The organism is Actinocrispum sp. NPDC049592, from assembly GCF_040675465.1.
Classification (GTDB): Bacteria; Actinomycetota; Actinomycetes; order Mycobacteriales; family Pseudonocardiaceae; genus Kibdelosporangium.
The window spans coordinates 1-25,585 of the sequence record NZ_JBFAPA010000024.1; the positions used below are offsets into that span (position 1 = coordinate 1).

Annotated in this window: 20 protein-coding genes; 12 read left to right on the forward strand and 8 right to left on the reverse strand. The window is 70.0% G+C overall.

Annotated elements, in window-relative coordinates; all coding sequences use genetic code 11:
* Positions 1-1,010: 1,010 nt before the first annotated feature.
* The 9 genes from AB0J95_RS43760 to AB0J95_RS43800 all read left to right on the forward strand — a co-directional run bounded on the left by AB0J95_RS43760 (position 1,011) and on the right by AB0J95_RS43800 (position 14,024).
* Positions 1,011-1,205, forward strand: coding sequence for a hypothetical protein (locus AB0J95_RS43760; RefSeq protein ID WP_364771550.1), 195 nt, complete (start codon positions 1,011-1,013; stop codon positions 1,203-1,205).
* Positions 1,202-1,609, forward strand: coding sequence for a hypothetical protein (locus AB0J95_RS43765; RefSeq protein WP_364771552.1), 408 nt, complete (start codon positions 1,202-1,204; stop codon positions 1,607-1,609). The genes AB0J95_RS43760 and AB0J95_RS43765 overlap by 4 nt, the downstream gene beginning before the upstream one ends.
* A 22-nt stretch (positions 1,610-1,631) precedes the next feature.
* Positions 1,632-2,582, forward strand: coding sequence for an ATP-binding cassette domain-containing protein (locus AB0J95_RS43770; RefSeq protein ID WP_364771554.1), 951 nt, complete (start codon positions 1,632-1,634; stop codon positions 2,580-2,582).
* Positions 2,570-3,403: an ABC transporter permease gene (locus AB0J95_RS43775; protein ID WP_364771556.1), complete on the forward strand. Its 834-nt coding sequence runs from the start codon at positions 2,570-2,572 to the stop codon at positions 3,401-3,403. The genes AB0J95_RS43770 and AB0J95_RS43775 overlap by 13 nt, the downstream gene beginning before the upstream one ends.
* A gap of 57 nt (positions 3,404-3,460) precedes the next feature.
* Positions 3,461-7,225: an ABC transporter ATP-binding protein gene (locus tag AB0J95_RS43780; RefSeq protein WP_364771558.1), complete on the forward strand. Its 3,765-nt coding sequence runs from the start codon at positions 3,461-3,463 to the stop codon at positions 7,223-7,225.
* A 149-nt stretch (positions 7,226-7,374) separates the two neighbouring features.
* The gene (locus AB0J95_RS43785; RefSeq protein WP_364771560.1) at positions 7,375-11,097 is read left to right on the forward strand and encodes a multifunctional oxoglutarate decarboxylase/oxoglutarate dehydrogenase thiamine pyrophosphate-binding subunit/dihydrolipoyllysine-residue succinyltransferase subunit; all 3,723 of its coding nucleotides are present in this window, start codon (positions 7,375-7,377) and stop codon (positions 11,095-11,097) included.
* A gap of 77 nt (positions 11,098-11,174) precedes the next feature.
* Positions 11,175-11,351, forward strand: a complete 177-nt coding sequence (locus AB0J95_RS43790) for a DUF6104 family protein (protein ID WP_364771562.1) — start codon at positions 11,175-11,177, stop codon at positions 11,349-11,351.
* A 54-nt stretch (positions 11,352-11,405) separates the two neighbouring features.
* Positions 11,406-12,518 (forward strand): hypothetical protein, encoded by a 1,113-nt coding sequence (locus AB0J95_RS43795; protein WP_364771564.1) that lies wholly within the window; start codon positions 11,406-11,408, stop codon positions 12,516-12,518.
* A 270-nt stretch (positions 12,519-12,788) separates the two neighbouring features.
* The gene (locus AB0J95_RS43800) at positions 12,789-14,024 is read left to right on the forward strand and encodes a hypothetical protein (RefSeq protein ID WP_364771565.1); all 1,236 of its coding nucleotides are present in this window, start codon (positions 12,789-12,791) and stop codon (positions 14,022-14,024) included.
* Between the two features lie 5 nt (positions 14,025-14,029).
* On the opposite strand, the gene hutI is transcribed toward AB0J95_RS43800, so the two are convergent.
* The 7 genes from hutI to AB0J95_RS43835 all read right to left on the reverse strand — a co-directional run bounded on the left by hutI (position 14,030) and on the right by AB0J95_RS43835 (position 22,288).
* Positions 14,030-15,178, reverse strand: coding sequence for an imidazolonepropionase (gene hutI / locus AB0J95_RS43805; protein WP_364771566.1), 1,149 nt, complete (start codon positions 15,176-15,178; stop codon positions 14,030-14,032).
* On the reverse strand, positions 15,175-16,458 hold the full coding sequence (locus AB0J95_RS43810; protein ID WP_364771568.1) for a formimidoylglutamate deiminase: 1,284 nt from the start codon (positions 16,456-16,458) through the stop codon (positions 15,175-15,177). Before AB0J95_RS43810 ends, hutI begins: the two co-directional genes overlap by 4 nt.
* Positions 16,455-17,660 carry an allantoate amidohydrolase gene (locus tag AB0J95_RS43815; RefSeq protein WP_364771570.1) on the reverse strand — a complete coding sequence of 402 codons (1,206 nt, stop codon included), beginning with the start codon at positions 17,658-17,660 and terminating at the stop codon, positions 16,455-16,457. The genes AB0J95_RS43810 and AB0J95_RS43815 overlap by 4 nt, the downstream gene beginning before the upstream one ends.
* Before the next feature lie 7 nt (positions 17,661-17,667).
* On the reverse strand, positions 17,668-19,311 hold the full coding sequence (hutU, locus tag AB0J95_RS43820; protein ID WP_364771572.1) for a urocanate hydratase: 1,644 nt from the start codon (positions 19,309-19,311) through the stop codon (positions 17,668-17,670).
* Complete coding sequence (gene hutH / locus AB0J95_RS43825; protein WP_364771573.1) at positions 19,308-20,810, reverse strand: histidine ammonia-lyase; 1,503 nt, start codon at positions 20,808-20,810, stop codon at positions 19,308-19,310. The genes hutU and hutH overlap by 4 nt, the downstream gene beginning before the upstream one ends.
* A 160-nt stretch (positions 20,811-20,970) precedes the next feature.
* The gene (locus AB0J95_RS43830; RefSeq protein ID WP_364771574.1) at positions 20,971-21,990 is read right to left on the reverse strand and encodes a hypothetical protein; all 1,020 of its coding nucleotides are present in this window, start codon (positions 21,988-21,990) and stop codon (positions 20,971-20,973) included.
* Positions 21,929-22,288 (reverse strand): sigma factor, encoded by a 360-nt coding sequence (locus tag AB0J95_RS43835; RefSeq protein ID WP_364771575.1) that lies wholly within the window; start codon positions 22,286-22,288, stop codon positions 21,929-21,931. The genes AB0J95_RS43830 and AB0J95_RS43835 overlap by 62 nt, the downstream gene beginning before the upstream one ends.
* 45 nt (positions 22,289-22,333) lie before the next feature.
* On the opposite strand from AB0J95_RS43835, the gene AB0J95_RS43840 reads away from it, so the two are divergent.
* Together AB0J95_RS43840 and AB0J95_RS43845 are read left to right on the forward strand one after the other, a co-directional pair.
* A complete protein-coding gene (locus AB0J95_RS43840; protein ID WP_364771577.1) occupies positions 22,334-23,107 on the forward strand; it encodes an IclR family transcriptional regulator in 774 nt (257 codons plus the stop codon).
* Between the two features lie 143 nt (positions 23,108-23,250).
* Positions 23,251-24,069 (forward strand): NAD(P)H-binding protein, encoded by an 819-nt coding sequence (locus AB0J95_RS43845; protein WP_364771579.1) that lies wholly within the window; start codon positions 23,251-23,253, stop codon positions 24,067-24,069.
* Here AB0J95_RS43845 and AB0J95_RS43850 read toward each other — a convergent pair.
* Entirely contained in the window at positions 24,033-25,208 is a 1,176-nt protein-coding gene (locus AB0J95_RS43850) for a low temperature requirement protein A (RefSeq protein ID WP_364771581.1), read from the reverse strand. The two genes, AB0J95_RS43845 and AB0J95_RS43850, sit on opposite strands and share 37 nt — an antisense overlap.
* A 47-nt stretch (positions 25,209-25,255) precedes the next feature.
* Between AB0J95_RS43850 and AB0J95_RS43855 the strand changes: the two genes are divergently transcribed.
* A complete protein-coding gene (locus AB0J95_RS43855) occupies positions 25,256-25,378 on the forward strand; it encodes a hypothetical protein (protein ID WP_364771583.1) in 123 nt (40 codons plus the stop codon).
* The last annotated feature ends 207 nt before the right edge of the window (positions 25,379-25,585 follow it).

A 25,585-nucleotide genomic window follows, 5' to 3' on the forward strand; every position in this document is an offset into this window, starting at 1 on the left:
TAGGGCTTCCAGCGTTGTGCTTTGCGTTGGCGGATCCCCCTTGACACCTGTGATGAGGCTTCGCCCAGGCCATACGGGAGGGACAGAACACGAGGACCTTCGCTGTTGCGCGAGCACGCGCGGATGACCTCAACCTCTTGCGAGGAAAGGGAAAGAGGAAGAGGAAAGAGGGAAGACAGGGGGAGAGGTCGAGATGCTCGAGCCATCTGCTGGGACTTCACGACGGCTCGGCTGCCAGCGACCACAGACCCCCACCACCGCACGTAGCCCTGCCTGGGCACTACCCCGCTGGGCTGGCCGCCCCCACCACTACCCGCCGCACCTAGCTCCCGTTGCAGTGCCCGCTGCGGCTACCCGCCACCATCACTAACCGCTGCGGTTGGTTGCCACCATCATTTCCCGTGGGCTGGCCGTCCCACCACCTTCGCCGACACGCGCCGGATCCTCAGTCCGCCAGCCCGCGCACCGAAGTCACTGCACCCACAGCATCCGGCCGCAAACCCGCGGCAGGTACAGAGGCCCCATCGCCCAGGTTCGTTTGCCGCACCCCCACCCCAACCCTCCGCCCCCCTTCCCCCAACCCCGCCCATCCCCCGGAGCCGAAGGCGACCCAAACCTGGGCCGAAGGCCCGCCCGGCCGAAGGCCGCCGCCCGCGAAGCGCGGCAGCGCCGAAGGCGCAACGTGGGGGTTTGGGGGGCTCGGCCCCCAACATAATCCGAAGTGACCCGGCGAAGGTGGAGCGAAGCGACACCGAGCAGGGGTCACGAGAACGAAGGGGCGACCCGCTCAACCAGCCTGGGGGTCACCGGGAGCGGGTCGCCGGGTATGAGTCTATGCAATGTGGGTTCGTTTCGCTGCATTGGGGGGTGGGTTTTGGTCGTGATATTTATCAACGCAACCTTGGCTGGTCTTGGTTAATCCGCAGCCGGGTGGGTGTTGGGGCCGGTGGGGCCTTCAGTCACGGGTTGGTCACGCCGATGGTCGGGTGTGAGTTTCGCTGAGGTGTGTCGTGGCTGAGCCGCGGTGGGATGTCGGGTGTCTTGATCCGTTCGGCCGGGATCGGGCGTTGACGGTCCTGGTCGATGAGGGTGGGCGGGTGGTGCTGGTGCCGCCGCCGGGGGCGTCGGCGGTGCTGTCCGCGCAGCAGGCGCTGCGGTTGCGGCAGGCGTTGGACCAGGCCGCGTTCCGGGCGAGTGAGCCGTGAACCATCCGTTGGACGAGTCGTTGCGGGCGGCGGTGTTGCGCCGTCTTGACCTGTTGGATCAGGTCGCGGTGGAGGGCGATCCGGATACGTTGCTGCCGTTGGCGCGTTCGGAGATCTCTCGGCTGGCGGATGGGTGGCGGTTGTTGCTGACCGTGCATCAGCCGGGGCCGGACCGGAAGTGCGCCGCGTGTCCGCGGGGGTGGCGTGGGCGGCGGTGGCCGTGTCAGGTGTGGCGGATGGCGCATGAGCACCTGATCGGTGACGGGTTGCCGCACCGGGAGCGGCGGCGGCCGTTGCGGGACCGGATCGGCCGGGCGTTGCGGTTGTCCAGGGCGAGGGCGCTGCGGGTGCCCGCGGAGTCCCCGGCGGAGCGCACGATGGAGATCCCGCCGGTGCACTCCTGACCGGTTGCGGCAGGATGGCGCGGTGCACGACGGTAGCGGGCGGGTGGTCGTCCAGGGTCTGACCAAGACCTTCGGGTCGGTCCTGGCCGTCCAGAACCTGAGTTTCACGGTCGAGCCCGGCACGGTGACCGGGTTCCTCGGGCCGAACGGGGCCGGCAAGACGACGACGTTGCGAATGCTGCTCGGGCTGGTCACGCCGACCGCCGGGTTCGCGACGATCAACGGCCGGCCTTTTCACAGCCTCGGGAACCCTGGGCGCGTGGTCGGGGCGGTGCTGGAGGCGCAGAGCTTCCATCCGAAGCGGTCCGCGCGTGACCACCTGCGGGTGTACGCGGCCGCGGTCGGGGTGCCCGATCAGCGGGCCGATGAGGTGCTGCATCTCGTTGGGTTGACCGACGCGGCCGAGCGCGGCGTCGGCGGGTTCTCGATGGGTATGCGGCAGCGGCTCGCGCTGGCCACCGCACTTCTGGGTGATCCTCAGGTGCTTGTTCTCGACGAACCGGCGAACGGCCTGGACCCCGAGGGCATCAAGTGGCTGCGCACCTTCCTGCAGGGGTTCGCGAAGGGTGGCCGCACCGTGCTGGTGTCGAGCCATCTGCTCGCCGAGATCGAGCAGACCGTCGAGCAGGTCGTGATCCTCAGCCGCGGCCAGGCCGTGTACTACGGCCCGCTCGACCAGTTGCGCAAGTCGCAGCAGTCGCGGGTGATCGTCACCCCGTCCGACCCGGGCAAGCTGACCAGTGCGCTGCAGGAGGCCGGGCACACCATGGTCGAGCAGCTGCCGGACGGCGTGCTGGCGGTGTCCAATGTGGACGCAAGGCAGGTCGGTGACATCGCGCTGGCCGCCGAGGTCGCGATCTACGGCATGAGCTCCGAGCACGCCGACCTCGAGCAGATCTTCTTCCGGTTGACCAGTGGCCAGTTCTCCGGCGCGCCACAACAACAGCAGTGGGGGCACGGATGGACCGCCTGATCCGCGCCGAGTTTCGCAAGATCTTCACCACCAACCTCTGGTGGGCGCTGCTGATCCCGGCCGCCGTGCTCAGCCTGGTGTTCACCTGGGGCGGCGCCGCGCTGGGCACGCTGGGCGACGTCACCCGTGCCGCGCGCGGCCAGAACATCCCGCTCGCGCTGCCGTTCTTCGCCCAGGGCATCAACTTCGCCACGGTGTTCGCGCTGATCCTGGGCGGGACCGCGGTCACCGGCGAGATGCGGCACAAGACGATCACCACGACGTACCTGACCAGCCCGAAGCGCGGCGACGTGCTGGCGGCCAAGCTGGCGGTCTACTCGTCCATCGGTGTGCTGTACGGGCTGGTCTGCATGGTCGCGGCGACGCTGGGTGCCTTGTTCGGCAGCAACTTCCCTGAGGCGGCCGACTGGTTCACCCTCGCCGGGGTGGGCGTGCTGGCGATGGTGCTGTGGACGCTGCTGGGCGTCGGGCTGGGCGCGTTGATCGGCAACCAGGTCGGCACGATCGTCGGCAGCGTGGTCTACGTGCTGGTGGTCGAGCCGATCGTGTCGGTCGTGCTGCGCACCAACGACCTCGGCGACATCCCGCCGTACCTGCTGAACAAGTCCGGCGGCGACATGGTCTCCCAGATCGCCCTCGACCTGTCGTTCCGCGGCCTGCAGCTGGGGAGCAACTTCCGTGGGGCGCAGGGGTTCTTCGAGGAACTGCTCGGCCTGACCTACTCGCCGGAGTGGTGGGGCAGCCTGCTGGTCTTCGCCGCGTGGGCGGGCGCGTTCGGGCTCGCCGGGTACCTCGTCGCCAAGCGGCGAGACATCACTTAGACCGCGCCTGACCTGTGGAAACACGGAATTGTCGGTGGGTGCGCATAACCTGGATTCGTGGCTGAACCGACTGGGTGGATCCGCAAACTGACCAGGGCGAGCTGGCGGCATCGCCGGCTGGTGCTGCTGTCTGTGCTCGCCTCCGTTGTGGGCGTGGGCTTCCAGGCGGCCGGACCGCTGCTGGTCAAGGTCGCGGTGGACGGCGCCGTCGCGGGCCACACCAGCGGGCTGGCCGGGCTGGTCGCCGCCCTGGTCGCGATGGAGCTGCTCACGTTCGGCAGCGCGTTCCTGCGGCGGTACCTGGGCGGGCGGCTGGCCCTGGACGTCCAGCACGACCTGAGACAGCGTGTTTTCCAGGCGGTGCAACGGCTCGACGGCGCCAAGCAGGACGCGCTGCGGACCGGGCAGGTGGTCTCGCGGTCCATCACGGACTTGCAGCTCGTGCAGGGGCTGTTGTCGATGGTGCCGTTGGCCGTGGGCACGCTCGTGTTCGCGGTGCTCGCGCTCGTGGCGATGCTGTGGCTGTCGCCGTTGCTGACGCTGGTGGCGTTCATCGTGGTGCCGATCGTTGTGTACACGGCGATGCGCGCCCGTCAGCGGCTGTTCCCGGCGACCTGGTCGGCGCAGCAGAAGGCCGCCGATCTCGCGCAGCACGTCGAGGAGACCGTCACCGGCGTGCGGGTGGTGAAGGGCTTCGGGCAGGAGCGGACCGAGGTCAGCCGGCTCGAGACGGCCGCGCGCAAGCTGTACGCCGAGCGGATGAGGGCGGCCAGGTTGACCGCGAAACCGTCGGCGACGCTCGTCGCGATGCCCGGTGTCGGGCAGGTCGCGGTGCTCGCGCTCGGCGGCTGGATGGCGTTGAACGGGCAGGTCACGCTGGGCACGTTCCTGGCGTTCAGCAGCTATGTGGCGAACCTGGTGGGGCCGGCGCGGCTGATGTCCAGCCTGCTGATCAACGCGCAGCTGGCCAGGGCCGGGGTGGAGCGGGTGTACGACCTGATCGACTCGCAGCCCGAGGTCAAGGAGGCACCGGACGCGCGGGAGGTACCCGAGGGACCGCTGAAGGTGGAGCTGGACGGCGTCCGGTTCGGGTACACGCGCAGCGAACCGGTGCTGGACGGCGTCTCGATCCAGGTCGCGCCCGGGGAGACGCTGGCCCTGGTCGGCACGGCAGGGTCCGGCAAGTCCACGGTCTCCATGCTGTTGCCCCGGTTCTACGACGTGCATGATGGCGCGATACGGGTCGGCGGCGTGGACATCCGCGAGCTGCGGCTGCAGTCGTTGCGGCACGCGGTGGGCGTGGTGTTCGAGGAGGCTTTCCTGTTCTCCGACAGCATCCGCGCGAACATCGCCTACGGCCGCCCGGACGCGAGCGAGGAAGACGTTGTCGCCGCGGCGAAAGCGGCGCAGGCGCACGAGTTCGTACTGGCGCTGCCGAACGGGTACGACACCGTCGTCGGCGAGCGCGGGCTCACGTTGTCCGGTGGGCAGCGGCAGCGCATCGCGTTGGCGCGGGCGTTGCTGACCGATCCCCGGGTTCTGGTGCTCGACGACGCGACGTCCGCTGTGGACACCGCGACCGAGTCGGCGATCCACGAGACCTTGCGGGACATCACCGCCAGCCGCACCACGCTGCTGATCGCGCACCGCCGGTCCAGTCTGGGCCTGGCCGACCGGATCGCCGTGCTCGACGGCGGGCACGTGGTCGACATCGGCACGCACGAGGAGCTGACCGAGCGCTGCGAGCTGTACCGCAACCTGCTGGCCGGGCCGGGTGAGGCGATCGAGGAGACGCACCGCTGCGCCCAGGACGACGTGGCCACCGGCGGTGTGACCGAGGCCCTCTGGCCGGACGACGCCGAGGACGCCGAACGGCCGGTGCGCGTGCAGGACGCGGCCGGGCGGGTGGCGGCCGGGGCGCGCGGCGGCGGGCTCGGCATGGGCGGCGCCCTGGGCAACATGCCGCCGACGCCGGAGCTGATGGCCCAGGTGGAGGCCCTGCCGCCGGCGACCGAACGGCCGGACCTGCCAGGTGAGGACCCGACCCGGCCCGACCCGCGGTTCTCGTTGCGGCGCTTGCTGAAACCGGTGCGGTGGGCGCTGGTCGTGGTGGGCCTGCTGGTGATCGCCGACGCGGTGGGCTCGATGAGCCTGCCCACCCTGGTCCGGTACGGCATCGACAACGGCGTGCTGACCGGCGCGGCCGATGGGCTGTGGTTCGCCGCCGGGCTCGGGCTGGCGATCGTCGCCGCGAACTGGCTGGTGACGTCGGTCAACTCGATCTTCACCGCGCGGCTGGGCGAACGGCTGCTGTTCCTGCTGCGGGTCCGCAGTTACGCGCACCTGCAGCGGCTCGGGCTGGACTACTACGAGCGCGAGATGGCCGGGCGGATCATGACCCGGATGACCACGGACGTGGACGCGCTGTCCACGTTCCTGCAGACCGGGCTGATGACCGCGGTGGCCAGCCTGCTGACCGTGATCGCGGTCACGATCGCGTTGGTGGCGACCGATGGGGCGCTGGCGTTGGTGGCGCTGGGCGTGCTGCCGATCGTGATCGTGGCCACGGTGATCTTCCAGCGACTGTCCTCTGTGGCCTATGCCGAGGCCCGCGAGCGGGTCAGCGCGGTGAACGCGGACCTGCAGGAGAACGTGTCCGGCCTGCGCGTGGCCCAGGCCTACACGCGGGAGGACCGGTCGGCGCGGGCGTTCGAGGAGCGCAGCGACGCCTACCGGCGGACCAGGGCGCGGGCCCAGCGCTACATCGCCACCTACTTCCCTTTCGTGGACCTGCTTTCCGGGGTGGCCAGGGCGGCCGTGCTGGTCGTGGGCGCGGACCGGGTCGCGGCCGGGACGCTGAGCCCGGGCGTGCTGCTGGCGTTCCTGCTCTACCTCGGCCTGTTCTTCGCGCCCGTGCAGCAGCTCAGCGGCGTGTTCGACGGCTACCAGCAGGCGCGGGTGGGCCTGCGGCGGATCGGTGAGCTGCTGCGGACGCCGACTTCCGTTGTCCCGGCGGACAATCCCGTGCCGGTGCCGGCCAAGCTGCGCGGCGAGGTGGAACTACGGGACGTGTCGTTCCACTACCCGGGCGTGGCGGAACCTGCCCTCGATCGGGTGAGTTTGCGGGTGGCGCCCGGAGAGACGGTCGCGCTGGTCGGCGCCACCGGAGCCGGGAAGTCCACTTTGGTCAAGCTGGTGGCCAGGTACTACGACGTCAGCTCGGGTGCCGTGCTGGTCGACGGCGTGGACATCCGCGACTACGACCTGAGCGGGTTCCACCAGCGATTAGGCGTTGTGCCGCAGGAGGCGCACCTCTTCACCGGGGACGTCGCCCGCAACATCGCCTACGGGCGGCCGGAGGCGTCCCGGGCCGAGGTCGAGGACGCCACCCGGTCGGTGGGCGCGCTGCCGATGGTGGCCGGCCTGGCCGACGGGTTCCGCCAGCAGGTGGGCGAGCGCGGCCAGGGCCTGTCCGCCGGGCAGCGCCAGCTGGTCGCGCTGGCCCGCGCCGAGCTGGTCCGGCCGGACATCCTGCTGCTGGACGAGGCGACGGCCGCTCTGGACCCGTCGACCGAGGCGGCGGTGCTGACCGCGAGCGAGCAAGTGGCCCGGTCCAGGACCACCTTCGTGGTCGCGCACCGGCTGGCGACCGCCGCCCGCGCGGACCGGATCCTGGTCCTGTCCGGCGGCCGGATCGTCGAGCAGGGCGGGCACGAGCAGCTGCTGGCGGCGGACGGGCATTACGCCAGGCTGTGGCGTTTCGGAATCGATGACGAAGGCGCGGCCGACCTGCTGAGCGGGACATCCGCCGAGCACGCCTGACCTCTTCGTGATCGATCAAGTGATCGATACCCCATTCTCCGGATGCGCACAAGGTTCAATCGGGTCACACACAGCCCGAGCGGGGTACTAACCTGGTCGGGGCGTGTGTTCAATATCGAGAACGAGATGGATAGAGGCGAGTGCCAGCCGTGTCCAGCAGCAGTCCTGCAGCACAGTTCGGCCCCAATGAGTGGCTCGTCGAAGAGATGTACGAGCAGTTCCTGGCGGATCCCGGTTCGGTGGACCCCGCTTGGCACGACTTCTTCGCCGATTACAAGCCCACACAGCAACGGACTCAGACGACGGCGGCCAGTAGCACTGCCACAGGTCAGACCAAGACGGTGACCCGGATCGAGCCCCCGGCACCCGAGTCCAACGGCCAGGCGCCCGTCGCCGCGCAGCCGTCGCCGGCCCCCCCGAAGCCGGCGAAGGCGCCCGCGACCGCCAAGCCCGTTGCCACCGCGGCCCCGGCGGCGAAGCCCGCCGCCGCGAAGCCGGCCGAGGCCAAGCCCGCGGCCGACGAGAGCAAGCCGATCCGCGGCGCGGCCGCCGCGATCGTGAAGAACATGGAGCTCTCGCTCACCGTGCCGACCGCGACGAGCGTGCGCGCGGTGCCGGCGAAGCTCCTGTACGACAACCGGATCGTCATCAACAACCGGTTGAAGCGGACCAGGGGCGGCAAGGTCTCCTTCACCCACCTGATCGGCTTCGCGCTGGTGAAGGCGCTCGAGGCGTACCCGAACATGAACCGGCACTACGCCGAGGTCAACGGGAAGCCGACGCTGGTCACCCCGGAGCACGTCAACCTGGGCCTGGCCATCGACCTGCCCGGCAAGGACGGTTCGCGCAACCTGGTCGTCGCGTCCATCAAGGGCTGCGAGACCATGTCGTTCACCCAGTTCTGGCAGGCCTACGAGGACCTGATCCGCAAGGCCAGGACCGGTTCGCTGAAGACCGAGGACTTCCAGGGCACCACGATCTCGCTGACCAACCCGGGCACCATCGGCACCAACCACTCGGTGCCGCGGCTGACCGCGGGCCAGGGCGCGATCATCGGCGTGGGCGCGATGGAGTACCCGGCGCAGTACCAGGGCACCAGCGAGAAGGCCCTGATCGAGATGGGCATCAGCAAGATCATGACGCTGACGTCCACCTACGACCACCGGATCATCCAGGGCGCCGAGTCGGGCGAGTTCCTCCGCCGCATCCACCAGCTGCTGCTCGGTGAGGACGGCTTCTACGACGACATCTTCTCGGCCCTGCGCATCCCGTACGAGCCGATCCGCTGGGTCAGCGACATCCCCGAGGGCTCGGTCGACAAGACCGCCCGGGTGATCGAGCTGATCGACGCGTTCCGCAACCGCGGCCACCTGATGGCCGACACCGACCCGCTGAACTACCGCCAGCGCCGGCACGACGACCTGGATGTGCTCTCGCACGGTCTGACCCTGTGGGACCTGGACCGGGAGTTCGCCGTCGGCGGGTTCGCCGGCAAGGAGCGGATGAAGCTGCGCGACGTGCTCGGCGTGCTGCGCGACTCGTACTGCCGGACCGTGGGCATCGAGTACACCCACATCCTCGACCCGGCCGAGCGCCGCTGGATCCAGGACCGGGTGGAGATCCCGCACGAGAAGCCGGACGCGGCGGTCCAGAAGTACATCCTCTCGAAGCTGAACGCGGCCGAGGCGTTCGAGACGTTCCTGCAGACCAAGTACGTCGGCCAGAAGCGGTTCTCGCTGGAGGGCGGCGAGACGGTCATCCCGCTGCTGGACACCATCCTGGACAAGGCCGCCGAGTACGAGCTGGACGAGGTCGTCATCGGCATGCCGCACCGCGGCCGCCTCAACGTGCTGGCCAACATCGTCGGCAAGCCGATCTCGCAGATCTTCCGCGAGTTCGAGGGCAACCTCGACCCTGGCCAGGCGCACGGCTCCGGCGACGTGAAGTACCACCTGGGCGCGGAGGGCAAGTACTTCCGGATGTTCGGCGACGGCGAGACCAAGGTGTCGCTGACCGCCAACCCGTCGCACCTGGAGACGGTCGACCCGGTGCTGGAAGGCATCGTGCGGGCCAAGCAGGACCTGCTGGACAAGGGCGGCAGCGACACCGGTGGCTTCACCGTGCTGCCCGTCGCCCTGCACGGCGACGCCGCGTTCGCCGGCCAGGGCGTGGTGGCCGAGACGCTGAACCTGGCGCTGCTGCGCGGGTACCGCACCGGCGGCACCGTGCACGTGATCATCAACAACCAGGTCGGCTTCACCACCGCCCCGGAGAACTCGCGGTCCAGCCAGTACGCGACCGACGTGGCCAAGATGATCCAGGCGCCGGTGTTCCACGTGAACGGCGACGACCCGGAGGCCTGCCACTGGGTGGCGCGGCTGGCGATGGACTACCGCCAGGCGTTCAACAAGGACGTCGTGATCGACATGCTGTGCTACCGGCGGCGCGGGCACAACGAGGGCGACGACCCCTCGATGACCCAGCCGGCGATGTACGACATCATCGACACCAAGCGCAGCGTGCGGAAGACCTACACCGAGGCCCTGATCGGCCGCGGCGACATCTCGGTGGACGAGGCCGAGAAGGCCCTGCGGGACTTCTCCTCGCAGCTGGAGCACGTGTTCAACGAGGTGCGCGAGCTGGAGAAGCACCCGGTCGCGCCGACCTCGTCGGTCGAGTTCGAGCAGCAGGTGCCGTCCAAGGTGCCCACGGCGGTGTCCCGCGAGACGATCGAGCGGATCGCCGACGCGCACGTCGCCCTGCCCGACGGCTTCACCCCGCACCCGCGGGTCAAGCCGGTGCTGGAGCGGCGCGCCAAGATGGCCCGCGAGGGCGACATCGACTGGGCGTTCGGCGAGCTGCTGGCGTTCGGTTCGCTGAACATCGAGGGCAAGATGGTCCGGCTGGCCGGGCAGGACTCGCGGCGCGGCACGTTCACCCAGCGGCACTCGGTGGTCATCGACCGCAAGACCGGCCAGGAGTACACGCCGCTGCAGAACCTGGGCGAGGACCAGGGCAAGTTCCTGGTCTACGACTCGGCGCTGTCGGAGTACGCGGCGGTCGGCTTCGAGTACGGCTACTCGGTGGCCAACCCGGACGCGCTGGTGCTCTGGGAGGCGCAGTTCGGTGACTTCGTCAACGGTGCCCAGTCGGTGATCGACGAGTTCATCTCCTCGTCGGAGGCCAAGTGGGGCCAGCGGTCCGACGTGGTCATGCTGCTGCCGCACGGGCACGAGGGCCAGGGCCCGGACCACACCTCGGGCCGGATCGAGCGCTGGCTGCAGCTGTGCGCCGAGGGCTCGATGACCGTGGCCGTGCCGTCGACCCCGGCGAACTACTTCCACCTGCTGCGCCGCCACGCCCTCGACGGCGTGCAGCGCCCGCTGGTGGTGTTTACGCCGAAGTCCATGCTGCGCAACAAGCACGCGGTCAGCCCGGTCGAGGACTTCATCGAGGGCACCAAGTTCCAGTCGGTGCTGGACGACCCGAGCAACCCGGACCCCAACGGCGTGCGCAAGATCCTGTTCGTCTCCGGCAAGCTCTACTACGAGCTGGCTGCGGAGAAGGAGAAGCTGGGCGCCAACGACACCGCGGTGGTCCGGGTCGAGCAGCTCTACCCGGTGCCGGAGAAGAAGCTCGGCGCGATCTTCGACAAGTACCCGAACGCGAAGGACGTGCGCTGGGTGCAGGAGGAGCCGGCCAACCAGGGCTCGTGGCCGTTCTACGGCCTGTTCGTGCGGGAGAAGTTCCCGGAGCGGCTGGGCAACCTCAAGCGGGTCTCGCGGCGGCCGATGTCGGCCCCGTCCGCTGGCTCGTCCAAGGTGCACGAGGTCGAGCAGCGTGAGCTGATCGAGAAGGCCTTCGCCGGCTGAAACCCGATGGACACCGGAACGGCTCCGGGGCCTCGCGCCCCGGAGCCGTTCTCCTCTCTGGCAAGGATCACACGATCATGTACTTCACCGACCGGGGCATCGAGGAGCTCGAGCAGCGGCGGGGCGACGAGGAGGTCACCCTGGGCTGGCTCGCCGAGAAGCTGCGCGCCTTCGTGGACGCCAACCCGAACTTCGAGGAGGCCGTCGAGCGGCTGGCGACGTTCCTGGCCCGGGACGACGACGCCGACGAATAACTCTGGCTATCTGACCGAGGGCGGTCGGCCGAATGGCCGCCTAGGGTGAGGCACATGAGCGAAGGCGACCGGCGGATCCGGGTGTGGCTGCCGGCTGCGGCCGCGGTGGTGGCCCTGGCGGTCAGCGGGACGTTCGCGCTGACCCAGACGAGCCGCCAGCCGCAGCAGTACGCGGAGGCGACCGCCCCGGTGCGGATACCGGTCAACGACTCCCTGGTGGACCAGTGCTGGACCGCGGCCCAGAAGCTGCGTGGGACGGTCGAGTACCCGGACCGGGCGCAGTGGCGGCCGGTGTTCGCCGTGGCCGGCTCCCGGACCACGGTGATCGCGTTCCGGACCGGTTCGCGGCCGCTGTTCTGCGAGACCAACTACTTCAGCGTCACCCTGTCCGACCCGGTCAGCGAGCCCGGTTACGCCTACGGGTCGCGTACGGCGGCCATGTTGGTCACCGAGGACGGCGCGGTGGCCGGGGTGCTCGATCCGGCGTGGGCCAATACGACGATCTCGGTCACCTCCGATGGCGACCGCACCTCGCGCCGGGCCGAGACGCAGGACGGCCTGTTCATCTGGCTCGCCAGCCTGCCTGGGTCGATCACGTCGATGTCGGTCCGCCGCGCCCCGGGTGACCCGGAAATGCCGTTGCCCAAGCCGAAGAACTCCTACGGCACGGTGGAGTCGAACCTGGACAGCGGCGATCACTCCACCACCGACGGCGTCCAGCTTTACCGCTGTATCAACGCGGTCGAGCCACAGAGCGCGGTGCCGGACCAGTCGAGCTGGAGCATGGGCGGGCACGTGCAGAGCGGCGCCGACCAGCTTTTCCTGGCCACCAACAGCCTGGGCGTCAGCGTCTGCACGCAGAAGGGCAACGAGCCGGCCCAGTTCCTGCCCTACGTGAGCACGCGGACGTGGTCTCCGGTCAAACCCACGTTGCTGTCCGGCATTCCCGCCGTCGCCGGACGGCCGGTCGTCGCCGGTCTGCTGCCGCCGAGCGTCGGGAAGATGCGGATCACCTTCGCCGACAAGACCACAATGGACATCAAGACGTACCACAACACGTTCGCCGTGCTGATGCCGCCGGGCCCCAAGCCGCCGGCCATCGCCTCCTGCACGCTGTTCAGCATCGACGGCGCGATCCTCTACAACGGACCGGCGGCCACCGGGTAATTCCCTGTCAATGGCCACAATCGCGCACGCACCGGCCCATTGATTCAATGGACCGGTCCATTCTTCCAGATACACCACAGGTCCGGAATAACGCAGCCGGAATTCAGTGGACCGGTATGTGGACTTACCGGCGTTGACACCCTGGCCAGCACGGATCTACCGTCCTGAACCACACAAAAGCCGCAGTCGACATTTCGTCGAACATCACCGAACACTTTTCCGGCATTTCACGGACGGCTTGTTTTTCCATGCGCTCAGGGAGGAATCACCGTGCACAGGGGCCGAAGAAACGTTGTCCTGCTGGCCATCGGAGCGTCATTACTGGGGTTCGTGTCCGCCCCGGCCACCGCGGCGCCCGCGAAACCGGCCGGGGCGTTCGACCAGGGTGACGCGCTGCGGACGATCGCGCAGGCGTACCTGACCTCACATCCCGACCTCACCCCGCAGGCCGCGCGGGCCGCCGCGCAGGCACAGGCCGCGGGCGAGCAGCTCAAGGCCGCTATCACCAAGCAGTGGAGCAGTTTCGGCGGCGGCTGGTTCGACCCGTACACCGCCACCTACACCATCGCGATGACCTCGCCGGACGCCGCGAAGTCCATTTCGGACACTGGCGCCAAGCTGGGCGTGAAGGTCTCGACCAGGACCGTGAGCCGCAGCTACGACCAGCTGACCGCCCAGGCGGACGCGCTGCGCACCGGTACCAGCGCGCTTGCCAAGGCCGCCAACGGAAACGTCGGCATCGACGTGCAGACCAACAAGGTCGTGGCCGCGGTGCCGCAGGCCGAGCTGTCCACCCTGGCCCGCCGCGGCGACGCCGGTGTCACCCTGGTGCCCGCGAAGACCTCCGCTATCGAGGCGGATGCGTGCACCGCACGCGACAACTGTGACGACTTCCTGGCCGCTGGCAACGTGATGCGCAACGGCACCAACACGCCGTGGTGCTCGATCGGTTTCACCGCACGCAATGCCGCGGGCCAGCGGATCGTGTTGACCGCGGGGCATTGCAGCACGGGCACCGGCGAGGCGTGGTCCACCGGCACCAGCACGATCCGTAGCGTCGGCGTGGTCAGCGGCCGGATCGACTCGGGCAACCAGGACGTCACCCGGATCGTGGTCACCAACGCGTTCTACAGCGGGGACACCACCGGCCGCGCCTACGTGTCCCCGCCCGGCAACACGGTTGCGTTGAAGGGCGAGTCGTTCCTGCTGGTCGGCGACACCGCCTGCCTGTCCGCCAGCTACACCAACCCGGGCCGGTCCGGAAACCCGTGTGGCACCGTCGGCAGCACCGCTGACGCGGCCGTCCGCGGCATGGTCCGGATCGACGGCTACGACGCCTGCGGCGGCGACAGCGGCGGCGGCTGGTACTGGCTGGCCCCGAGCGGCAACCGCTACTCGGTCGCGCTGCACAGCCGCAGCCAGCCGGGCTGCAACGCCACCCCCGCCAACTCCTGGGCGAGCCCGCTGAACGCCTTCTACTCCGACCTCACCTACGAAACGAGCTGAACCTTCTAACGCGCCTGCTGACCCGCTCGGTACACCGAGTGGGTCAGCGGGACACCTGGGCGATAGGCGAGGTGCGTGATGGAGGGGGCGTCGAGGACGTGGATGTCCGCGCGGGCGCCGGGTTTCAGGATCCCGATCTCGTCCTCGCGGCGCAGAGCCCTTGCCCCGCCCCAGGTGGCGGCGCGGACGGCCTCGGAGACCGACATCTTCATCTGCAGAACCGCAGTGGCCACGCAGAAAGCCATCGACGTGGTGTACGACGAGCCGGGGTTGCAGTTCGACGCCAACGCCACCGTCGCGCCCGCGTTCAGCAACGCCTGCGCGTTGGGCAGCGGCTGACGGGTGGACAGGTCGCAGGCGGGCAACAAGGTCGCCACGGTCTCCGAACTCGCCAGATCGTCCACATCGGACTTGGTCAGGTACGTGCAGTGGTCGACGCTGGCCGCGCCCAACTCGACCGCCAGGCGCACACCGGGACCGTAGTCGAGCTGGTTGCCGTGCACCCGCAGGCCAAGGCCGTGTTTGGCCCCGGCCATCAGGACGGCCCGGGACTCCGAGGCGTCGAACGCCCCGGTCTCACAGAACACGTCGACCCAGCTGACGTGCGGGGCCACCGCGTCCATCATCTCGCCGCAGACCAAGTCCACATAGGAATCGGCGTCCACCCCGGGCGGAACCAGGTGCGCGCCGAGGAAGGTGACCTCGTCGGCGTACTGCCCGGCCAGCCGCGCCGAGCGCAACTCGTTGGGGACGTCCAGGCCATAGCCCGTCTTGGTCTCGATGTACGTCGTGCCCTGCGAAACAGCCTCTGCCACATGGCGTCGCAGCACCTCGGCGAGCTCATCGTCCGACGCGGCACGGGTCGCGCCGACGGTGACCGCGATTCCGCCCGCCCGGTAAGGCTCTCCGGCCATCCGCGCGCCGAACTCGGCCGTCCGGTCCCCGGCGAACACGAGGTGCGTGTGGCTGTCCACCCAGCCCGGCAGGACCGCCCGGCCCTCGAGATCAACGGCGGAATCGGCTGCGGGGGCAGCGGAAGCGGGTCCGACCCAGGCGACGTGGGTGCCGTCGATGACCAGGGCGGCGTCGGTGCGGGAGCCCAGCTCGTCGGTGTTCGTGGTCAGCTCGCCGATCCCGGTCAGCAGCAGACTCATCGCCAGAACTCCTCAATCGCGTCGGCCAGCAGAACGCCCACATCCCCCAGCTTCTCGTGTTTCCCGTCCCTGGCAACGATCCGCCCGCCGGAGATGACCGTGTGCACGTCCGCCGCGGTGGCCGCCAGCATGGCCTGATCGGGCGAGCACCCGGCGGTGCGCGGGCTGTCCATCCGGATCGCGACCAGGTCGGCCTGCCCGGCGGGCCAGCCGAGACCGGAGTGCTCGACCAGCGCCTGGTACAGCTCGGCCGGGGTGAACCGGCCGCGCTGCCCGGTGCGCAGCCGTTCGCCGTGCTCCAGCGCACGGCTTTCGAGCAGTGGATCGACCACCGCGTTCTGGTCGCTGCCAAGGGAAAGCACACAGCCCGCGTCGACGAGTTCCCGTGCCGGCCCGATCCCGTCGGCCAGGTCGGCCTCCGTCGTCGGGCAGAAGCACACGCCGGTCGCGGTGCTCCCCAGCAAGCTTATGTCCTTTGTGGTCAGGTGCGTCGCGTGCACAGCCGTCGTTCGTGGCGAAAGCACGCCAGCGTCAGCGAGCAGTTCGGTGGGAGTCATGCGGTATGCGTCTAGACAGGCCTGGTTTTCCTGTACCTGCTCTGAAAGATGGACGTGCAGTGGTCCGTTCGGCCGTGCCGCAACGATTTCCGGGAGAGCCGAACGCGCAACCGCGCGCACCGAATGAATCGCCGCTCCGGCAAGCAGAGTAGCGTCGGACTCCAGTTCGCCCACCCGGTCCGCCCACGCCTCTGCTGACCCGTCGGAGAACCGAAGCTGCTCGGGCGCCAGCTCGGCGCCGATCCCGCCGGCCAGATAACACGTGTCCAGCAAGGTGATCCGGATGCCCGCGTCCTTGGCCGCCTGCCGCAGCGCCTCGGCCATCACGTTCGGGTCGGAGTACCGGCGGCCGCCGGGCGCGTGGTGTACATAGTGGAACTCGCCGACGCAGGTAACCCCGGCCATCGCCATCTCGGCGAAAACCGCCGTTGCCAGGCGCCGGTAGTTGTCCGGGTTCAACCGTCCCGCAAGGTGGTACATACCCTCGCGCCAGGTCCAGAACGTGCCCCCGTCGGCGTGCGTCCGGCCGCGCAGGGCCCGGTGGAACGCGTGCGAGTGCACGTTGGCGAACCCGGGAACGACCAGGCCCGCCAACCGGTAGGCGTCCAGCGGCCGCGGCTCGTCGGAGCTGACGCTGACGATCTCCTCGCCGGAGATCTCGATCAGGACACCGGGCTGCGGGCCCGTCGGGTCCAGCCAGGCACGTTCACACCAATACCTCATCCGGCCAGCTTTTCCAGGACCTTCGCCAGTGCCGCGACCCCGGCCTCGCAGTCGTCCGCCTCGGCGTGCTCGGCAGGCGCGTGGCTGATCCCGGTCGGGTTGCGCACGAACAACATCGCGGTCGGCACGTGCGCGGCCAGGATCCCGGCGTCGTGCCCGGCGCCGGTGGGCAGCCCGGGAACCTTGCCGCCCAGCGCGTCCGCGAGCTCCTCGCGCAGCGCCGAGTCGAAGTGCACGGTGTCCCCATAGGACTCTTCGGTCACCGTCACCTCGCAGCCCTCGTCCCGCGCCGCCTGCCTGGCCGCGGCGGTGATCCGCTCCACGACGGTCCGGGTGCGGCCGTCGTTGGGCCCGCGCGCGTCCAGCCAGACGTCCACGCTGGACGCGATCACGTTGGTACCGCCCGGGATCGGCTCGATCCGGCCGACCGTGGCCCTGGCACCGTCCACACCGGACGCCGCCCAGCGGGCCGAGAGCACCAGCTGGGAGGCGGGCAGCATGGGGTCGTGCCTGGTGGTCATGGGGGTGGCCCCGGCGTGGTTGCCCTGGCCGGTGAACCGGAACCGCCACCGCCCGTGCGCCAGGATCGAGGTGGCCACGCCGACGGCCGAGCCGATGTCGATCAGCCCGCGGCCCTGCTCGACGTGCAGTTCCACGAACTTCCCGATCCGGGACAGAGCCTCGTCGTCGCGCCCGATCCGGGCCGGATCCAGGCCCGCCGCCTTGACCGCGTCGGCGAACGTGTCGCCGTCGCGGTCCTTCAACGCCAGCGCCGTCTCCGCGCTGGTGACGCCGGCGAGCAACCGCGAGCCGAGGCAGGGCACGCCGAACCGGCCGCCCTCCTCCTCGGCGAACACCATCAGCGCCAGCGGCCGCCCGGGCTTGAACTCCTTGGCCTGTAAGACATCCACCGCGGCCAGGGCGGACACCACGCCGAGCGGCCCGTCGAACGCGCCGCCGCCCGGCACCGAGTCCAGGTGGCTCCCGGTGACCAGCGCGTCCGGCCCGGGCGCGCCCCACCAGGCCCAGATGTTGCCGTTGCGGTCGACCTCGACGTCCAGGCCGCGCTTGCCCGCCTCCGCCGTGAACCACTCCCGCAGTTCCAGCTCGGCGTGGTCGAAACCGTGCCTGGAGTACCCGCCGCGTGTCGGGTCCGTGCCGACGTCCTTGATCGCGGAAAGCAGCTCCGTCGCCGTGCTCATGCCAAGATCATGCCCGGGTCATCGGAATATGCACACCCCGTAGTTGGGCGATTTCGCCTGCCCGGTCGTATCCGGCGTCCACATGGCGTAGTACCCCCATCCCCGGATCGTTGGTGAGCACCCGTTCGATCTTCTGCGCCGAGAGCTCCGTTCCGTCCGCGACGGTCACCTGACCGGCGTGAATGGACCGGCCGATGCCGACGCCGCCGCCGTGGTGGATGGACACCCAGGTGGCCCCGGACGCGGTGTTGACCATGGCGTTGAGCAAGGGCCAGTCCGCGATCGCGTCCGACCCGTCGGCCATCGACTCGGTCTCCCGGTAGGGCGAGGCGACCGAGCCGCAGTCGAGGTGGTCACGTCCGATGACCACAGGTGCCTTCAGCTCGCCGCTGGCCACCATCTCGTTGAACCTCAGCCCCGCCAGGTGCCGTTCGCCGTAGCCCAGCCAGCAGATCCGGGCCGGAAGCCCTTGGAAGGCAACGCGTTCGCCGGCGAGCTTGATCCACCGGGCGAGCGAGGAGTTCTCCGGGAACAGCTCGAGGATGGCCCGGTCGGTGGCCGCGATGTCGGCCGGGTCGCCGGACAGTGCCGCCCACCGGAACGGGCCCTTGCCCTCGCAGAACAGCGGCCGGATGTAGGCGGGCACGAACCCGGGGAAGTCGAAGGCGCGCTCGCAGCCGCCGAGTTTCGCCTCGCCGCGCAGGGAGTTGCCGTAGTCGAACACCTCGGCGCCCTTGTCCAGGAAGCCCAGCATGGCGTCGACGTGCTCGGCCATCGAGTCGCGGGAGCGGTCGGTGAACTCGTCCGGCTTCTTGGCCGCGTAGTCCGCCCAGTCCTCCAGGGCCACGCCCTTGGGCAGGTACATCAGCGGATCATGGGCGGAGGTCTGGTCGGTGACGATGTCCACCTCGACGCCGCGGCGCAGCAGCTCCGGCAGGATCTCGGCGGCGTTGCCCACCACCGCGACCGACAGCGGCCGCTTCTCGCGCTTGGCCCGCTCGACCCGCTCGACGGCACGGTCCACATCGGACGCGACCTCGTCCAGGTAGCGGGTCTCCAGCCGGCGCTGGGCGCGGTGCGGGTCCACCTCGATGACCAGGCAGACACCGTCGTTCATGGTCACCGCAAGCGGTTGCGCGCCACCCATCCCGCCGAGGCCCGCGGTCACCGTCAGGGTGCCGCGCAGGGTGCCGCCGAACCGCTTGTTCGCGATCGCGGCGAACGTCTCGTACGTGCCCTGCAGGATGCCCTGGGTGCCGATGTAGATCCACGAGCCCGCGGTCATCTGGCCGTACATGGTCAGCCCGGCCGCTTCGAGCCGGCGGAACTCCGGCCAGCTCGCCCAGTCGGGCACCAGGTTGGAGTTCGCGATCAGCACCCGTGGCGCCCACTCGTGCGTCCGCAGCACGCCGACCGGGCGGCCGGACTGGACCAGCAGGGTCTCGTCCTGGTTGAGCTCGGTGAGCTCGCGGGTGATGGCGTGGAAGCTCTTCCAGTCCCGGGCGGCCTTGCCGGTGCCGCCGTAGACCACCAGGTCCTCGGGACGCTCGGCCACGTCCGGGTCGAGGTTGTTGTGCAGCATGCGCAGCGGGGCCTCGGTGGCCCAGCTGCGCGCGGTCAGCGTCGTGCCGGTGGCGGCGCGGATGGTCACTTGATCCCTCCAGAGCGGATGAGGTCCTCGGCGGCGGCGATGTCGGGGGCGAGGTAGCGGTCCGGGCCCGGCCCGGGAACGCGGGTGCGCAACGCTTCCACCGCACGCCCGGTGGCGGTCGACGGCTTGAGCGGGGCGCGCAGGTCGATCGCGCGGGCCGCGGTGAGCAGTTCGATGGCCAGCACGGTGGTCAGGCCGTCGACGGACTTGCGCAGCTTGCGGGCGGCGGCCCAGCCCATCGAGACGTGGTCCTCCTGCATGGCGCTGGTCGGGATGGAGTCCACCGACGCGGGCACGGCCAGCCGCTTCATCTCCGCGACCACGGCGGCCTGGGTGTAGTGGGCGATCATGTGTCCCGAGTCGACACCCGGATCGTCGGCGAGGAACGCGGGCAACCCGTGCGAGCGGGCCACGTCGAGCATCCGGTCGGTCCGCCGCTCGGCCATGCTGGCCACGTCGGCGACCGGGATGGCCAGGAAGTCCAGCACGTAGGCGATCGGGGCGCCGTGGAAGTTCCCGTTGGACTCAACGCGTCCGTCGTCGAGAACGACTGGATTGTCCACTGCGGACGCCAGTTCCCGGTCGGCGACGAGTTCGGCGTGCGTCAACGTGTCCAGCGCCGCCCCGTGCACCTGCGGCGAGCAGCGCAGCGAGTAGGCGTCCTGCACGCGGGTGCAGTCCGGGCCGCGGTGGCTGGCCACGATCTCGGAGTCGCTGAGGATCTGGGCCATCCGGGCGGCGGACTCGCTCTGGCCCGGGTGCGGGCGCAGGGCGTGCAGGTCGGCGGCGAACACCCGGTCGGTGCCCAGCAACGCCTCGACGCTCATCGCCGCGGTCAGGTCCGCGATCGCCATCAGCCTGCGCAGGTCGGCGATGGCCATCACCAGCATCCCGAGCATGCCGTCGGTGCCGTTGATCAGCGCCAGGCCTTCCTTCTCGGCCAGCCGCACCGGCGTGATCCCGGCGTCCTTGAGGGCGTCGGCCGCGGGCTTCAGCTCGCCCTTGACCCGGACCTGGCCCTCACCGGTCAACGCGAGCGCGACGGCGGACAGCGGGGCGAGGTCGCCGGAACAGCCGAGCGAGCCGTACTCGTGCACCACCGGGATGATCCCGGCGTTGATCATGCCGGCCATTGCCTCCACAGTGGACACTTTGACCCCGCTGCGGCCCATCGCCAGCGTGCGCAGCCGCAGCAGCATCAGGCCGCGGACCACCTCCGGCTCGACCTCCGGGCCCGCACCGGCCGCGTGCGAACGGACCACCGCGTGCTGCAGCGCGGTCCGCCGGTCCGGCGGGATGTGCCGGACCGCGAGCGCACCGAACCCGGTGGACACCCCGTACGTCGGTTCCGGGCGTTCGGCCAGCCGCTCCACGTGCTCGCGCGACCTGGCCACCGCGTCGATCGCTTCATCAGTGAGCCGCACACCCACGCCATCACGCGCGACCGCGACGACATCCGCCCGGCTGATCGGGGTGGGACCCAGCGCTACCTCGGCCATTGGGGTATCACACCCCTTCGCGCCCGCCCGCACGACCCGGCGGCACGCGGTTGTGTCTGGGATCCCAGACGTTCGGCCGGGGGCCCGGCCCGCACGGGGGGTGGTGGCGGACCGGGCCGGTCGTCAGCCTGTCAGCCGCGCCTTGCCAAAACCCTTGCCATCACGGCGTCAACCAGGAGGTGTCGACGGCGGGCGCGCCCGTGGCGGACCGGGCCATCGCGTTGAGCTCGTCGTCGCTCGGCCGGTGTGCGCCGAAGGCCACCAGCCGCAGGTCACGGCCGTCGGGCTGGCGCACGAGGATCACCGAGCTGCCCTGGCCCGCGCCGCCCGGGGGCACGGCCGCGGTACTGCCGCCCGTCACCACCTCGGCCTCGACCAGGCACTCCGGTGTCGTGCAGCGGAACTGCACGGAGGCTTTCACCTTGCCGGACACCGACGACCGGCCGACGGTCACCATGCCGGCGGTCAGGCTCGCGAGCCGGGAGCCGAAGGACAACGGCGGGGTGAGGGTGGACTTGCCGTCCGGGACCACTCCCGCCGCGATCTGGACGGCCAGGTCCTTCGGCTTCGGCCCGGCACCGGTCAGGACCTCCAGCACGGTGGTGTCGTTCGGCTTCCAGCGCACGGTCGCACCGACCACGGTCGTGCCGACCAGATCGTTGCGGGCCCGGGCGGCGAAACCGTTGATCGTCACCGTGGTCGCGTCCGCCATCGGCCTGGCCAGCTCGGCGAACGTGGGGTCGTCCTGGTGGATCACGTTCAGCCTGATGGTCGGCTGCTCGACGCCCGTGCCGCGCCGTCCCCACGTCCGGGACTGGTTGAGCCCCTGCGGGTCGGACGTGCGTTCGTCCTCGAAATACCCGTCCGGCGGCGACAACGTGTACTGCATCGGGATGGACGCCGGGCGGCCCGCGCCGGGAACGGCCTGCTCGATCGCGGAGGTGGGCAGCGCCTGCTGGATCGTCGAGTCCCCGGCCGGCGGGCCGACCGTGCGCATGCTGGCGGGGACTAGCACCGCCGTGGTCACCAGGGCGGTGCCGATCGTGGCGACGACCAGGGCCGGGCGGGTGCGGCGGCGGAACCTCGGCTCACGCAGGGCGGCGAGGATCGGGGCGGGGTCAGGGGCGCGGGTGACCTGCTTGGCCAAGGCGTCTTTGATCAGCTCTTCGGTCTTGGTCATAGCCGTTCCCCAAGGGGCTCATCGGGTCGGTCATCGCGCCGACCTGTTCCAGCGCGGCCATCGACATCGCCACATCGCGGCTGGCCCGGCGCCTGCGCCAGGACAGGTACTCGTTGGTGACCATCTTCTTGACGTAGGCCTGCGGCTGGGCCACGCCGCCGATCCGGCCCCAGCGGACCTGCGCCCGCAGCAGCACCTCCTGCACCACGTCCTGCGCGAGGTACGGGTCGCAGCACAACGCGGTGGCGTAGCGCAGCAGCGCGTCCAGCCGGTCGCCGACGAACTCTTCGAAGGTCACGTCCCTCCAATGCCGAGAACGCGCGTTTTGTTGAGAATGGGTTGCGTGGTGAGCAGCAGCGACGTGCCCGCGCTGCGGCGCGGCCTTGCCGTGCTGCGGCTGATCGCCGGGCGCCCCGGCCCGGTGTCGGCCGCGACCGTGGCCCGTGAGCTGGGCCTGCCCCGGTCGACGACGTACCACCTGCTCGCCGAGCTTGCCGAGGCCGGGTTCGTCACGCATCTGCCCGAGGAACGGCGTTATGGGCTCGGGGTGTCGGCCTTTGAGGTCGGGTCCGCGTACCTTCGGCACGACCCTTTGGAACGTCTGGCCCGCCCGTTGCTGCGGCGGTTCGCCGACCGGGTCGGGCACACCGTGCACCTCGGGGTCCTGCACGGCGCCGAGACCCTCTACGTGGTGCGCGAGCAGCCGGCCCACCCACAGACACTGGTGACCAGCGTGGGCGTGCGGCTGCCCGCCCAACTGCCCGCCTCCGGGCAGGCCATGCTCGCGCACCTGCCCGCGGCGCAGATCCGGGCGTTGTTCCCGGGCAAAGACAGCTTCGTCGACCGGACCGGGCGTGGACCCGGGGATCTGCCTTCGTTGCGCCGGGTGCTGTCCGCGCAACGCCGCCGCGGGTGGGCCGTCGAGGACGGGTACGTCACGGCCGGGTACGCGTCGGTCGCGGCGCCGGTGTTCGACCACGGGCACCGGCCGATCGCCGCGATCAGCGCCACCTTCCGGCACGAGTGCGACCCCGAGTGCGGCGAGACCTGGCCGTCACTTGCCGCCGAGGTCCAGAAGGCGGCGGCCGAGATGACTTCGCGCGTCGGCGGGGTCTAGAGGTTCGGGATCACGTTGTCCCCGAACAACGTGATGATGTCGAGCATCCGCACGTGGTCGCGGGTGTGCGCGGCGAGGTGGATGTTGAGCAGCAAAGCACGAATTGTTGACCTCAACCATGGTTCAGGTTGCACGGTAGGGGCATGACGATCCTCGTAACAGGAGCCACAGGCAAGGTCGGCGGTCAGGTTGTGCGGCAGCTCGCCGAGCGTGGGCTGGACGTCCGCGCCCTCGTGCGGGATCCCGCCACGGCCAGGTTGCCGGACGGTGTTTCGGTTGTGCGCGGTTCACTGCCCACTGTGGACAGCTCGGTGTTCGAGGGGGTGGACCGGCTCTTCCTGGTGTGGCCGTTCTTCGGGGTGGACGGGCTGGGGGATTTTCTCGACGCCTTGCCGGCCCGGCGGGTGGTGTACCTGTCGTCTTCGGGTGGGGCACAGTGGGCCGAGGCCGCGGAGGCGGTGATCCGGTCCCGTTCGCTGGACTGGACCTTCTTGCGACCGACCGGGTTCGCCGGGAACACCTTGGAGTTCGCCTCGCAGGTCAAGGAAGCCGGGGTGATCGAGGCGGCTTTCGCTTCACTGGCACGGCCTTACATTCACGAAGCCGACATCGCGGCCGTGGGCGTCCGAGCCTTGCTGGACGACGGCTACATCGGCAAGTCCTTCGAACTGAGCGGGCCCGCACTGGTCAGCCAAACCGAAGTGGCGCGGACCATCGGTGAGGTCACTGGCCGGCCGGTGCGGTTCCGCGAGCTGACTCCCGCGCAGGGTGCCGAGAAGCTGCGTTCGGCCGGCTGGGCCGAGGAGCTGGTCACCAGCGCTTCGGCGGCCTGGGCGCACATGACGGAGCACCCCGAGCCGGTGACGTCCACTGTGGAGGAAGTCACCGGCTCGCCCGCGCGGACCTACCGGCAGTGGGTCATCGATCACGCAGGCGCTTTCTCGCCCACGGCAACGCCGTAGGCGACGAGGGCCGAGGTGACCAACGCCATCGCGACCATCGCCGCCGTCAACGGCAGCAGCGTCGACAGCAGCACGAGCACCGCAGTGAGCACGACATAGCGCTGCTGGAACGGCTCGGTGGGGTTGAGGTGTTTGTGTTGCACGCCAACGATGAGGAGATACACGCTGACCGGGACGGCGACGCACAGCGCGGCCGCCGTCTCGGAGACGTGGCTGTGGTGGGTGGCAGTGTCGACGACGATCTCGATCCCGGCACCGAGCGCGGCCACCGCCCCGAACACGCCGTAGTGGCTGTAGGCCCAGGTCATGGTTGCCTTCAACGAGTCCTCGCGCAGCCGGGGCGCGGCGTCGCGTTTGAAGTAGGACCACCACATCGCGAACAGCAGCACCAGCCCACTGCCCGCGATCACCATCAGTGACACCGAAAGCCCGGCGTCGCTGATCGCGGCCTGCACCGCCGCGGTCGCCCCGAGGACACACTCGCCGAGCACGATCAGGGTGAACAGCCCGTACCGCTCGGCGATGTGCCCGGGGTGCCACGTGGTGCGGGTGCCCCTGGTCTCGGCCCAGATCGGCACCGTGATGTCCGCGAGCAGCATCACGCCGTACCCGGCCCAGCCCCACCCGCCCGGCAACGCGAGCCGCAGCAACCATCCGACCTGCACGACCGCCAGCCCGGCCGCGTAACGGATCGCCGCGGGCCTGCCTTCCTCGTGTTCCCGCGCGGCCCGGAGCCACTGCAGGATCAGGCCGATGCGCATGATCAGGTACCCGATCGTGGGCACGGTGAGCGAGCGGAACTGGAACAGCCCCGGGATCCCCGCGGCCAGTACCAGCACACCGGCGATCTGCACCAGCGTCAGCAACCGGTAGTACACGTCGTCGGTGTCGTACGCCGACGCGAACCACGTGAAGTTCACCCACGCCCACCAGATCGCGAAGAACGCGGTCCCGAACCCGATCAGCCCCTCGGACACATGCCCTTCGGCCAGCGCGTGGTGCAGCCCCGCGGCCGCCGACGCCACCGCGACCACGAAGCACAGGTCGAACAGCAGCTCCAACGGCGTCGACGCCCGGTGCTCCTCATCCGGGTCCCGGCCGACCATCCGCCGTCGCAACCGCCGAACACTCTCAACCATGCCGCCAATGATGCAACAACGATCAGTCGCACAGCGGGATGTCCTCTGTGGCCGGGTGGAAGATCACCTGGGCGGGACCGGTGGTCGTCGTGCCGGGGTCGTGGGCCTGGTTCCAGACGGTGACCGCGGCGTCGGCCGGCCAGTCGGAGCTGGTGTGGTCGGCGAAGTAGATCGTCGCGTGGGCGGTCCCGGAGTGCGCCCACTCGGCCCACGGGCACTCGATCGTGGTCGCCGTGCCCCAAGAGCAGGTTCCCTTTAGGTCACCACGCAGCGGTCCGGTTGGCCCTGTTCCACGAAAAGCGGGGGGGCCCCCGCGCCCCCGCCGGCCGTGCAGAGTGGGCCCGCGCGCCCCGCTAGGGAGAGGACACCGCAGGAAA

Coding starts and splice junctions, on each gene's coding strand:
- AB0J95_RS43850 (WP_364771581.1), bottom strand. CDS start 25,208: ATGGTTGAGAGTGTTCGGCGGTTGCGACGGCGGATGGTCGGCCGGGAC.
- AB0J95_RS43790 (WP_364771562.1), top strand. CDS start 11,175: ATGTACTTCACCGACCGGGGCATCGAGGAGCTCGAGCAGCGGCGGGGC.
- AB0J95_RS43775 (WP_364771556.1), top strand. CDS start 2,570: ATGGACCGCCTGATCCGCGCCGAGTTTCGCAAGATCTTCACCACCAAC.
- AB0J95_RS43795 (WP_364771564.1), top strand. CDS start 11,406: ATGAGCGAAGGCGACCGGCGGATCCGGGTGTGGCTGCCGGCTGCGGCC.
- hutI (WP_364771566.1), bottom strand. CDS start 15,178: ATGAGTCTGCTGCTGACCGGGATCGGCGAGCTGACCACGAACACCGAC.
- hutH (WP_364771573.1), bottom strand. CDS start 20,810: ATGGCCGAGGTAGCGCTGGGTCCCACCCCGATCAGCCGGGCGGATGTC.
- AB0J95_RS43810 (WP_364771568.1), bottom strand. CDS start 16,458: ATGAGGTATTGGTGTGAACGTGCCTGGCTGGACCCGACGGGCCCGCAG.
- AB0J95_RS43815 (WP_364771570.1), bottom strand. CDS start 17,660: ATGAGCACGGCGACGGAGCTGCTTTCCGCGATCAAGGACGTCGGCACG.
- AB0J95_RS43845 (WP_364771579.1), top strand. CDS start 23,251: ATGACGATCCTCGTAACAGGAGCCACAGGCAAGGTCGGCGGTCAGGTT.
- AB0J95_RS43830 (WP_364771574.1), bottom strand. CDS start 21,990: ATGACCAAGACCGAAGAGCTGATCAAAGACGCCTTGGCCAAGCAGGTC.